At 33.3% G+C, this 12,145-nt stretch carries 9 protein-coding genes and 1 pseudogene; all 10 read left to right on the forward strand.

The features are described 5' to 3' along the window. Window positions 1-292 precede the first annotated feature (292 nt). The 10 genes and pseudogenes from DXD06_RS10760 (at window position 293) to DXD06_RS10800 (ending at window position 12,112) form a co-directional block, all read left to right on the forward strand. Complete coding sequence (locus DXD06_RS10760; protein WP_117831721.1) at window positions 293-2,098, forward strand: ABC transporter ATP-binding protein; 1,806 nt, start codon at window positions 293-295, stop codon at window positions 2,096-2,098. A 75-nt stretch (window positions 2,099-2,173) separates the two neighbouring features. Further along, window positions 2,174-2,311 carry a lachnocin family radical SAM-modified peptide gene (locus DXD06_RS18165; RefSeq protein WP_199535216.1) on the forward strand — a complete coding sequence of 46 codons (138 nt, stop codon included), beginning with the start codon at window positions 2,174-2,176 and terminating at the stop codon, window positions 2,309-2,311. A 129-nt stretch (window positions 2,312-2,440) separates the two neighbouring features. Next, complete coding sequence (locus DXD06_RS10765) at window positions 2,441-3,763, forward strand: lachnocin radical SAM maturase (protein WP_117831724.1); 1,323 nt, start codon at window positions 2,441-2,443, stop codon at window positions 3,761-3,763. Window positions 3,764-3,775: 12 nt separating this feature from the next. After that, window positions 3,776-5,440, forward strand: coding sequence for a S8 family serine peptidase (locus DXD06_RS10770; RefSeq protein ID WP_117831727.1), 1,665 nt, complete (start codon window positions 3,776-3,778; stop codon window positions 5,438-5,440). A 241-nt stretch (window positions 5,441-5,681) separates the two neighbouring features. Then, window positions 5,682-6,365 (forward strand): response regulator transcription factor, encoded by a 684-nt coding sequence (locus DXD06_RS10775; protein WP_117831729.1) that lies wholly within the window; start codon window positions 5,682-5,684, stop codon window positions 6,363-6,365. A gap of 206 nt (window positions 6,366-6,571) precedes the next feature. Beyond that, window positions 6,572-7,354 carry a sensor histidine kinase gene (locus DXD06_RS10780; protein WP_243001023.1) on the forward strand — a complete coding sequence of 261 codons (783 nt, stop codon included), beginning with the start codon at window positions 6,572-6,574 and terminating at the stop codon, window positions 7,352-7,354. Window positions 7,355-7,461: 107 nt separating this feature from the next. Beyond that, on the forward strand, window positions 7,462-8,226 hold the full coding sequence (locus DXD06_RS10785; protein ID WP_117831734.1) for an ABC transporter ATP-binding protein: 765 nt from the start codon (window positions 7,462-7,464) through the stop codon (window positions 8,224-8,226). Continuing rightward, window positions 8,223-10,313 (forward strand): ABC transporter permease, encoded by a 2,091-nt coding sequence (locus tag DXD06_RS10790; protein ID WP_117831736.1) that lies wholly within the window; start codon window positions 8,223-8,225, stop codon window positions 10,311-10,313. The genes DXD06_RS10785 and DXD06_RS10790 overlap by 4 nt, the downstream gene beginning before the upstream one ends. A gap of 457 nt (window positions 10,314-10,770) precedes the next feature. After that, a pseudogene (locus DXD06_RS10795) lies at window positions 10,771-11,388 on the forward strand (transglycosylase domain-containing protein). A gap of 529 nt (window positions 11,389-11,917) precedes the next feature. Then, window positions 11,918-12,112: a CopG family transcriptional regulator gene (locus DXD06_RS10800; RefSeq protein WP_117831738.1), complete on the forward strand. Its 195-nt coding sequence runs from the start codon at window positions 11,918-11,920 to the stop codon at window positions 12,110-12,112. The last annotated feature ends 33 nt before the right edge of the window (window positions 12,113-12,145 follow it).

Consider the following 12,145-nt stretch of genomic DNA (forward strand, 5'->3'; position numbering starts at 1 on the left):
CTCACGGTCTGGGCGATTTTTCTGTCAGGGGAGTTTTTTTACAGCCCCTTTTTTTGACTAATAAATGTGCTGAAATAAGAAGTACATATTGTGAGAAAAAGCAGAATAGTTAATGAATTAAATGTATATGGATTTTGACAGTAAATGGCGGATTTTTGACATCTGCACAAAAAGATAAAAAGGGAATGTTATAATCGTCAACATAAAAGAGGAGGAAAGAAAAATGAACAATCTTTATTATGAAAATTTATTATTGTTACTCAAATCGGTATATATTGGAGGTGATTATTAGATGAATGCTATAAAAGATTATATATTTAAGTTGGGTTTTGTTTTTAAAGAAATTTTTAAAGCAGGATCGGGAGTATTTTTTCTTTCCATTGGTTCAATGCTTATCACAGGTATAAGTCCAGTAGTTGCCACATATTTGACTGCAGAGTTAATAGAAAACTTGGGACAGAATGTTGGAAATGAATCTTCCGTTGTGTATTTACGATTATTGATCATATTGTTTTCAATGCTTGCTCTTGTAGTAATCTCATTTGCAACAGAAAGTGTAAAAACTGTGATATGTTCTGTGGCAGGGTTGAAACTATCGCACAATATAGAAAATCTAGTTGCTGAGAAATATCAAACTATAAAGCAGGAAAGAATAGATGACCCAGCTTTTCTGGATTTACAATCAAATACTTTAAATAAGTGTGGAACTGAACCGTTAAATTTAATGGATGGCTTATTTAGTATGGTCGCAAGTCTTATCAGTATTATTGGATATGCTGTTATTATAATTAAACTTAATGTATTTGCATTTCTTGCTATCATGATTTTTACATTACCTATTATGATTTTTAAAAGAAAATATCAGGGGATGTTATTTAGATTTTTTAATGATAATACTATGCAAATGCGGCGTATATGGTATTACCTTTCGTTGATAACAGATCCGGAATATACAAATGAAATTAGAAGTTTTAGGTTATATGACTACTTTAGAAGTAAACGAAAAGAGTTATTTAACAACTTTATAAATGGAAATAGTAAAATTGCAGTAAAAGAGATTATAATTTCAATTTTAACTAGCCTTGTTTCAATGTTAGGTGCCATTTTAGTCGGTGCGTGGCTCATCAAGAATACAGTTGCTGGTGAAGTATCGGTGTCAGCATTTTATTTGTATATTACAGCTATAGTTACTATAGTTACCAAGTTAATAGCATTAGCAAATCAAATTGCAGCAAATAGTAAAAGCATGATGTTTATTAATTATATTTTTGAATTCATGCGGGAAAAGGATACTATAGAAAGTCAGAATAAAAAAGTTAAAGAGCAACCAGTACATAATATATGTTTCGAAGATGTAAGTTTTAAATATACCGGTTCTGACAATTATGCACTTAAAAATATCAATATTAATTTTAATACGAATAATACAATTTGTCTTGTTGGAGAAAATGGAAGTGGAAAATCGACATTTGTTAAGCTCTTATTGCGAATTTATGATCCGACACATGGCAGAGTATTGTTAGATGGTATTGATTTAAAAGAATATGACATAAATGAATTAAGAGCTTTTTTTGGTGTTTTATTTCAAGATTATATTAAATTTTCTGACAGTGTCCATAATTGCATAGGGTTTGGAAATGTTGATAAAATTCATGATAATCAAGAAATTGAAAAAGCAGCCGAGATAGCAGGTGCAAGTGAATTTATAGAAAACTACAAAAATAAATATGACACAAACTTGAGTAAAATGTTTTTCAATGATGCCGTAGAACCATCTGGAGGACAATGGCAAAAAATTGCAATATCCAGAGCTGTTTTTTCAGATGCAGCAATTTTGGTACTAGATGAACCGACAGCAGCACTTGATCCAAAATCAGAGGTCAAGATGTTTAACACATTTAAAGCGATAAGTGAACTTAAATCCACTATTATTATTTCTCATAGAATGTATATTACTAAATTAGCAGACAAAATTATTTTATTAGATAAGGGGGCACTAATAGAAGAAGGAAGCTTTGAAGAATTGATTAATTTAAAAAAAGAATTTTATAAAATGTATAAAATTCAAGCTGATAGTTACTCCATGACAGTTGAATAGTTATAAACAAAAAATGAGTTATTGATTATTTATACGGCCTACTACTGAAATAAATTAAGAAAGGCTGTGTATATTATGAAAAATAACAAGGTTACATTGAAAAAGATTAGCAAGGAAAACAACTCTACAGTAAGAGTTCTGACATGCCATTGTGGATGTGAAGGACAGGCTGGTAAAGCTTGGACTCATGGTTATCTTGGACAGTACCTGTAAATTGAGTTTTACGACAGCGTCGTAATGGTAACATAAAATCTATAACTAGTAAAATAGTCACTAAATAACTAATTACATCAGTAGTAGGTTGTATAAATAGTCAATAACTCAAAAGAGAGAGGAAAGAAAATGTATTTATCTAAAATTATTAAAACCGGCAATAAGACATATATATATGACGCATTGAATAATAACTTTGCAGAAATTAACTCTGAAGAGGTTATATTGAATGATGCTCTATATGCAAAATTTTTGTCTAGTGGTACCTTTAGAGACATTAAGAAACCGTGTGAGTTTGACGTAAAATATCCTTTTAGCAAAGACGAATTGATTGATATGTTTGCTTGCAGAATAAAAAATATGACTCTAGCGCTTACGGAACAGTGTAATTTGAGATGCAAATACTGTGGATATATGCCTAAGTATATGGATACTAACTATACATTAAAACAAATGCCGAAAGAGGTAGCATTTAAAGCAATAGATATTCTTATGAAAAATTCACAGGAAAGTGAGGTCTGTAATATTGGTTTTTATGGGGGAGAGCCTTTACTAAGATTGGATCTTATAAAAGAATGTGTTAGGTATATAAGTGAGAAGTATCCGTTTAGAAAACCATCATATGATATTACAACAAATGCAGTCTTACTTAGTGACGATGTGACTGATTTTATTATAGAAAATCACATGAAAGTGGTTATAAGTTTTGACGGACCGATGGAGAAGCAAAATAAATATAGAGTTTATGGGAGTGGAAAAAGTAGTTATGAGAGAGTATATGGAAATATTCAGGCATTTTATCATAAAAATCCCCAATTTTTTAGAGAAAATGTAGTATATAACGTAGTTATGTATAATGGGGCTAGCGCTGAGCTTTTCGAATCAATAGATAATTTGTGGATATCTGATGTAAATATGATAGAACTTTTTCAAACTGAATATTTTGCGAATGAAAGAGATAAAAGTGATGTTATCAAAAAAGATGAAAAAATCAATGTAAAGGCTTACGATTTCGCATATAAAAATATGTTAAAAGGTATGAAAAAATACTACAATTCTTTTAATGGACAAACAGGTGGAAATACTATTTTGCCGGGAGGTTTTTGCGTTCCAGGTATAAGAAAAAATTTTGTAACGACAGATGGCAAGATTATAGTGTGTGAAAAAGTAGATGAGAGTCAGCAGATATTTGAAATTGGTAACGTTTATGATGGTATTGACATAGATAAAATAGAGCGGCTTGTTGATGAAACTATTAGAAGATTAGAGAAGTGCAGACATTGTTGGGCTGCTAAATTTTGTAGAATTTGTTTTAAGGATATCCTAAATATAAATCATGATTTTTGCGAAAAATCTAGAAAAGAAGTTGAAGGTGAATTGGGATATTATCTTGAACATATTAGTAATGATAGAGATTTGATTAATTATATAGCAAATATTTCATTGATTTAAAGGAGATAAAAAATGAAGATAGCATTGATTGATACAGGAGTTTTAAAAAGTGAAATTAAACATCGGTGTGACGTGAGGCATTTTTCGGTTTCCAATAGTACATTAGTGGAAATATATAAAGAATCTGGGAATATCCATGGTACACTATGCTTTAAAGAAATAATATCAAATATAAAAAATAGTGATATACAAATACTTGATATAAATATTATGGATGAAAGCGGAGAGTTACAGGTTTTAAATGTCATTTCTGCAATAAAAAAAGCTATTGAGGAAAAAGTTGATATCATCAATATCAGTTTGGGATTAACATCATATTCGCAGGAGTTATTTGATATATGTGAAAAAGCTGTGGAACAAAATATTGTTATATTAGCGGCGGCCTCTCATACTAATACAGTATCCTTTCCTGCTGATTTTAAAAATGTTATATGCGTTAAAGTGGATCAGCAACAAACAGAAAAGGTCAAGAGAGTTGATGATACGACTATTTCGATACCAATGAAAGATTTTATAGTCATGGAAAATAATACTGAATTTGACTTCAGTTCATCTAGTTTAGCTTGTGCCAGATTGTGCGGATATTTTTGTGATGAGCTTAGCATTATGCCGTTAAATGATAAATTTAAAGTGTTATCCCGTAAATATAATCTTAATCTTAATAAATCTGATGATATCAGCTGCGATATTGAATTAAAAGAAAGTGGTATCCAAAATTTGTTATTAAACAGCCGGGTGGCAGTTGTTCTGTTTCCGTCAAATCTAATTGAGAATATTAATAAAGATTTTGTTTATAAAAACATTGTAGCATATTATGACCATGAAAGGGAGGAGTTTTATAGCTTTTATGATGGAAAGCCAAATCAGGATTTTGATGTAATATTAATTTTAAATTCTTCATACATTGATTTGGAAATTCCGGCGACCATGAAAGAAAAGTATAAAAATTATAAAGTGGTTTGCATAGGTAATTTTTTGAATGTAAATAATAACAAATATTTGCATTCATATTGTGAATATAAAGCCACAAAAATGTCTGTGCTTGAAAAACCTGTTATCGCTATTGTAGGCTTGTGTAGCGGATTAAATAAATCTGATATTCAGTTATCATTGTTGAATAGTTTTAAAAAAGATGGATTAGATGTTGGGTCAATATCTAATAATCCATTAGGAATTATATATGATACGGAAGTTTTTGCTTTCCCGCTTGAATTGGAATTCCCTAAAATCGTTTATTCTATTAATAAATTTATGTATCTTTTTGAAGTTAATAAAGAAATAGATGCATGGCTTATTAATATTGGGGGTGCTATAGGGAGGGTTAATAGCCTAAATACATATAATTTTGGAAAACTTGCCGATGCATATTTATCTGCTTCAAATATAGATATTGCTGTGATGTGTGTAAATCCTTCCGTTGATATTGAAAATTTGAAATTACAGTTGGCACATTTATATAAGCATGGAATTGAGAAAATATTTGTTGTTATGTCGCACAACGATATTAATGCTTCAACTATGGATTATAGAGATGGCTTACAAACCTATTATGTTGATAATTTAAAATATAATGCTGCATATGAATATGTAAAAGCAAATATTGAAGAAGATGTATTCACGCTTGATGATGTGAAATATGGTAAGCTTTATAATAGTATTATAGAAACATTAAGTTAGGTAAATTGTTATTTCTAGCATAAAATAAGAGATATATGTTTAAACATATGAGGTTCTTGCTGATTGAGCAAGGACCTCATATGAGCCTCATATGATTTTAATGTATGATTGATATTATCCGCAGTTTTAAGTATAATTACGTTGTGTGTAATTGAATGCTTAGTATTTCATGTAAAGGGAAATATGAAAGTTTATGTGAGGGCAGGGATAAAGAATATTTTAGAAAAGTTGGAGGAACAAAATGTATCGTATTTATATGGTAGAGGATGATAATGGGATATTGGAAATTGTAAAAAATAGGGCTAAAAAATGGGAACTGCAGGTATTTGGAGTAAAAAACTTTAGAAATATTCTTTCAGAATTCTCCGAGATACAGCCGCATTTGGTAATTATGGATATCGGTCTTCCGGCTTTTGACGGTTATCACTGGTGTATGGAGCTCCGGAAAATTTCAAATGTTCCGATTATCTTTCTGTCTTCTGCTGCAGACAATATGAATATGGTCATGGCGATGAATATGGGAGGGGATGATTTTGTTGCAAAACCGTTTGATTATGATGTGTTGATAGCCAAAATTCAGGCATTATTGCGCAGAACATACAATTTTGCCGGAAATATGTCTCTTTTAGAACACCGGGGAGCGTTCCTTAATGTTGAAAATAATACACTAAGTTATAAAGAGAAGACTATTGATCTTACGAAGAATGAGAATAAAATCTTGTCGTTACTGATGGAAAACAAAGGAAAGATTGTCAGTAGGGAACGTCTCATGGACGTTTTATGGGAATCAGATTGTTATGTCAATGACAGTTCATTAAGTGTGAATGTTAATCGTCTCCGGAAAAAATTGGAATCATACGATCTTTCTGATTTCATCCATACGAAATTTGGCGTGGGATATTATATTGGGGAGGAAACAGTATGACTTTTGTGCTACGATACTTACAAGAACATTTGAAAATCTTTATCATGCAATTGTCATTTGTTTGCATTTTTGCAGGCATTTTCTATTTATACCATCTTCCATTGACCGCTGTTCTCTATCCAGCCTTTGTTTGCTTTTTACTGGGCTGCATTTTTACTGGACATTCTATTTACAATGCGTATAAGAAACATAAGAGATTGATGGCAATGCAGTCTTTGAGTGGAGCAGCAATAAAAGATGTATTTTTGAAAAATGCAAATACATTGGAAAGAGACTATCAGCAGATTATACGGAATCTGTGTGAGGAAAAGCAGTCAATGGAAGATAGGATGATGGATTCCCATAAAGAGATGATAGATTATTTTACGGTATGGGTTCATCAAATTAAGATACCGATCACATCTATGCAGTTACATCTTAAGGCAGAGGATTCAAAGTTATCGCGGAGGCTTACATCCGATCTCCTTCATATTGGGCAGTATGTGGAAATGGTCCTGACATATCTTCGATTGGGGGCGGATACAACAGATTATGTGTTCCGCACAGTACATTTGGACAAGATACTGGGGGAGAATATACGCAAACTTCGCGGGGATTTTATCATGAAGAAATTAGACCTGGTTTATGTTCCGTCTGACGAAACTGTGGTGTCTGATGAGAAATGGCTTTCTTTTGTGATTGAACAGATTCTTTCAAATGCACTAAAGTATACCAATGAGGGTTCTGTAACGATTTCGATTGAAAAACCAAAGACACTTTGTATCAGCGATACGGGAATTGGCATTTCCCCGGAAGATATTCCACGGATATTTGAAAAGGGATATACTGGTGGTAATGGGCATGAGAGTAAGCAGGCGAGTGGGTTAGGGTTATACCTTTGCAGACAGATTTGTAATCGACTTGGGCATGAAATATCTGTAATTTCAGAGGTGGGACGTGGAACAACCATGAGGATTCACATGGATCAGTGCCAATGTATAAAATTCTAACAAAAATGTAAGAAGTCAGAGGGAAATGTAATCAGAATCTATAGAATGCATTTCTCTCTTTTTGTTAAAATTACGATGTCATAAAAAATAAAAGGAGGCATCAATATATGAGCATTTTGGAAGTAAATGGATTAAAGAAAGTATATACAACACGGTTTGGGGCAAATCAGGTTACAGCTCTCAGAAATGTAAATTTTTCGGTAGAACAAGGTGAATATGTGGCGATTATGGGGGAGTCTGGTTCAGGAAAAACCACGCTACTTAATATTCTTGCAGTATTGGATAAACCTACGAGTGGTTCTGTGTTATTAAATGGTAAGGATATTACGCAAATTTCAGAAAATCAGATTGCAGAATTTCGTAGGGATAACCTAGGGTTCGTTTTTCAGGATTTTAATCTTCTGGATACCTTTACTTTGGAGGATAATATTTATCTTCCGCTGGTATTAGCAAATGTGCCTTATCAGAAGATGGGAAAGAAACTTTTGCCGATTGCTGAAATGCTTGGAATTACTGCCCTGCTGAAAAAGTACCCCTATGAAGTGTCAGGAGGGCAGAAACAAAGAGCAGCCGTTGCAAGAGCCTTGATCACAGAGCCGCATCTTATCCTGGCGGATGAACCGACTGGGGCGTTGGATTCTCGTTCCTCCGATGAGCTTTTACGTTTGTTTGCATCGGTCAATCAGTCCGGTCAGACAATACTAATGGTAACCCACTCGATAGCGGCAGCAAGCAGAGCGAATAGGGTGCTATTTATTAAGGATGGGGAAGTGTTTCATCAGATCTACCGTGGTGATGATAGTGACGAAAAACTGTATCAAAAAATTTCCGATACATTGACGATACTTATGACTGGGGGTGAGCGCAGATGAATAAAGGATTTTATACAAAATTGGCATGGACAGGGATTGCGAAGAATAAACAGCTTTATTATCCATATTTGATTGCTGGTGTCGCTATGGTTATGGTATTTTATGTATTTAATTTTTTAGGCGCATCAGAGATTGTTCATAGCCTTCCCGGTAAGGAAGTGTTGCCTTTGCTGTTTGACTACGGCTCATGGGCAATCGGTTTGTTTTCCATTCCGTTCCTTTTTTACACAAATTCATCTTTGATAAAGAAAAGAAAAAAAGAACTTGGTTTGTATAATATTCTGGGAATGAATAAAAAAAATATTTTTACAGTTCTGTTTTGGGAAACTGTGATTTCCTATGGGATTGTCATAATTGGTGGGATTTTTATAGGTGTTGTTTTCTCAAAGGTTGCGGAACTGGGATTAGTCAATATTATGGACAGGGAAGTGAACTACAGCATTTATATTGAATGGAAATCGATTTTGTATGCTGTATTGGTATATGCGGTCATTTATTTTCTTATCCTTTTGAATACCTTGCGCCAAATTCACAATAACGATCCGATAGAACTTTTGCATAGTGATTCTGTAGGTGAACGTCCTCCAAAAAGTCGTTGGTTTCCTGCGGCGATTAGTTTGCTGTTTGTTTTGGTGGCTTATTATATTGTAGCAACATTAGGGAATCCACTGAAGTATTCACAAGTTTTTATCGCAGTTGGTTTGATTACTATTGGAACATTTTTATTATTTATTTGCGCTTCGGTATTTCTGTGTAAGATTTTACAGAACAGTAAACGGTATTATTATAAAACATCTCATTTTGTAACGGTATCAACAATGTCTTTCCGAATGAAACGCAACGGAGCTAGTCTCGCAGCTATATGCGTTCTGGTAACGCTTATTCTTGCAACACTTGCTTTTTCCGTATCATTTTATGTTGGCTCAACAGATACTATTAAAAAGCATTATCCCTATGATATGGGAGTTAGTGTTGAGATTCCGATAGGAAGCATGGATGAGGAAATGGCAGCCGGAACATATACAGAGGAATTTCGATCTGAGATAGAGAACATTGTTAAGAATGAAAAAGAGGCAGAAAGTGTAGAAGCATATTCAGCTAATATGCTTGCATTAATTACGGATGGTCGGCTTGATTTAAGTTCAGATATGCGGGACACTTGGTTTACGCCAGGATATTATGATGTATGGGAGAAAGATAATGAAAAAATTGTTTATATTCATGTTATTTCCTTGGATGAATACAATCAATTGTGTGGAACTTCAGAAAAACTAAATGATAATGAGGTACTGATTGCTTCAGAAACCATTAACTATCAGTCAGATGACATTCTCCTATATAATGGGGAAGAAGTCAAAGTTAATAAGGTAGTAAACGAAATTCCAAAAATGACAGAGGTAAGGTTAGAGGGCGCATCGATGGATTCCCATGGCTGTGAACAGATGTTTTTGGTAGTACCGAATATGTTCTCCTTTATGGGAGGAGCAGATGGTTCGGCTATATATTTTGAAAGTAATTATCTGACTTATCATTGGGAATATGATCTCAACATGGAAGGAACAGATACTAAACTGCAGGAGATTTATGGTAAGATTGAAGATACTGTGCAAAGGATGTCTGATGCGGCAGACGATTCGGAAATCACTTGTTATCTGAGAACTGAAAAAGGAGAAAAATTCTATGCTCTTGCGGGTGGGTTGTTGTTTCTTGCAATTATTATAAATATTCTCTTTGTATTTGTGACTGCATTGATAATGTATTACAAGCAGATATCAGAGGGGTATGAGGATCAGAAACGTTTCTCCATTATGCGTAAAATCGGAATGACAAAAAAGGAAATCAAAAGAAGTATCAATTCTCAGATGCTTACAGTATTTTCTTTGCCGTTGATGGTAGCTGGAATTCATTTTGCCTTTACATCAAATATCATTTATATATTGTTGCGATATGCAGTAATTGATGATAAAGCCTTGTTGATAAAAGTAATGTGGATTAGTTATTTCTTCTTTGCTATTGTCTATTCACTCGTCTATTTACTTACATCCAAAACATATTTTAGGATAGTAAACAGGACGGCAAATGAATAGGGAGAAAAGGTGGTAGCGTAGAAATAGAGGTATTCACAGGGAGTGGAGCAATACTGGTAGCTGGATTAAAAAGGTGGAGCTGGTAGGTGGAATTTTCTCCTTTCTGGCTTCACTTTATGCGGGAATATTGCATATCAAAACAAGGATGTTTGGTGTAATCTGAAAAAATTATGAAGAAAAAATTTTATATTCATTTTCAAAGTAAAAATTCGCAGAAGATTTTACTTGTTGTGAAAAGTACAGTATTGTGTGTGTCTCTTAGTTTACTTTTTATATTATTTGTTATTATAGGTATCATCTGGTCGGTGACGGACGGTATTATCAGATGTTTAGAAAGGATTAGAGAACCATGAAGAAAAAACGATATCGTATCAGAAAAGCTTTGGTGGGTTTGCTAATAGTTTTTCTTTGTTTTGTATTAGGAATCTTTGCTTTTTTTAGTGTCAAAGGATATCGGATGTATCAGGTAGCAATTGCAGAAAAGTCACTTGATGAGAGAGTAGAAGAAATACGCAACACAGATGATTTCACTACATATTCTGATTTGCCACAATTTTATATAGAGGCTACTATATCTGTAGAGGATCACAGATTTGAAGAACACCATGGAATTGATCTGATTGCAATTGCATGTGCTGCATGGACAGATATAAGGTCGATGTCGTTTGTAGAGGGGGAGTACCATTACTCAGCAATTTATTAAAAATTTACTCTTTACACAGGATAAAAAATGGAGCGAAAGGTAGCTGAGGTCTTTGTGGCTCTGAAGATGGAATCAAATTATACCAAAGAGGAAATCTTTGAGTTATATGCGAATACTGTTTATTTTGGTAACGGATATTATGGTATTTATCAGGCAACTATGGGATATTTTGGAAAAGAACCATCTGAGTTAACCGATTATGAGTCGGCAATTTTAGTAGGGATTCCTAATGCCCCATCCGTATATTCTCCAGATACCAATATAGAGTTGGTTTCGCAACGGGTAAAACAGGTGCTGAATAGTATGATAAGGAATAAACTGATTACGAAGGAAGAGGTAGAAAGGATAGAAGAAGATAATAATAGGGATTAAGTTTTTATGGATTCTGTAAAATAGCAATTACGAAGATATATTTAGGGTAACTCAGCATATGATGGCTGTGGTAAATTCAAAAACGATATAGCAATATAATCAAAGGACATAGATAAGGTTAGTATTTCTTATTATCTATGTCCTTTTACTATGTTATTTTCAAGTTTTCTTCTTTATTGAATATTTCGCGCTCTTGGATCCGTCAACACGCTTTTGGGATCCACTTATATTTTGCTGAATTTGAGAATACTCAAAGTGGTACTTTCGCGTCAATGACAAGGGCTAATGCCTGTGCTATGGCGCATCATTGACATAAAATCCGCATTTGAGTGGGAGCAATCAAGCAAAAGGATGGATATGTTCTGTGAACCATCGGATCTATTAGAAAATCAAGATGGGTCTATTCAAAAATGTACATGGATCTCTCGGCGCGAAATAATCATTTATATTTAACATAAGTTTTAACATAATTCATAACATATAAATCAACAATAAACAATTATAAAATATGTTTAAACGGAGGTATGTTATGAAGAATGATAATTTGATTATAAAGCCTAAAAGACCTAAAGGTGATGATGGGTATAAGATATTTTCTGTTAGAGTCAAAGAGGAGGTGGTTGCTCGAATTGAAGATATATCTTTGAAAACCGGACATAGCAGAAATGAATTAATAGGATTGTTTCTGGAGTATGCTATTGATCACTGTATAATTGAAAAGTGATTAAAAAGAGATGAATTTTTCATAGGGGTTCGA

The organism is Roseburia sp. TF10-5 (genome assembly GCF_003462365.1).
GTDB classification, from domain to species: domain Bacteria; phylum Bacillota; class Clostridia; order Lachnospirales; family Lachnospiraceae; genus Roseburia; species Roseburia faecis.

Excerpts from the sequence above, each read along its gene's own strand:
- DXD06_RS18165 (WP_199535216.1), top strand. The coding sequence starts at position 2,174 with ATGAAAAATAACAAGGTTACATTGAAAAAGATTAGCAAGGAAAACAAC.
- DXD06_RS10760 (WP_117831721.1), top strand. The coding sequence starts at position 293 with ATGAATGCTATAAAAGATTATATATTTAAGTTGGGTTTTGTTTTTAAA.
- DXD06_RS10800 (WP_117831738.1), top strand. The coding sequence starts at position 11,918 with ATGAAGAATGATAATTTGATTATAAAGCCTAAAAGACCTAAAGGTGAT.
- DXD06_RS10765 (WP_117831724.1), top strand. The coding sequence starts at position 2,441 with ATGTATTTATCTAAAATTATTAAAACCGGCAATAAGACATATATATAT.
- DXD06_RS10770 (WP_117831727.1), top strand. The coding sequence starts at position 3,776 with ATGAAGATAGCATTGATTGATACAGGAGTTTTAAAAAGTGAAATTAAA.
- DXD06_RS10780 (WP_243001023.1), top strand. The coding sequence starts at position 6,572 with ATGCAGTCTTTGAGTGGAGCAGCAATAAAAGATGTATTTTTGAAAAAT.
- DXD06_RS10775 (WP_117831729.1), top strand. The coding sequence starts at position 5,682 with ATGTATCGTATTTATATGGTAGAGGATGATAATGGGATATTGGAAATT.
- DXD06_RS10790 (WP_117831736.1), top strand. The coding sequence starts at position 8,223 with ATGAATAAAGGATTTTATACAAAATTGGCATGGACAGGGATTGCGAAG.
- DXD06_RS10785 (WP_117831734.1), top strand. The coding sequence starts at position 7,462 with ATGAGCATTTTGGAAGTAAATGGATTAAAGAAAGTATATACAACACGG.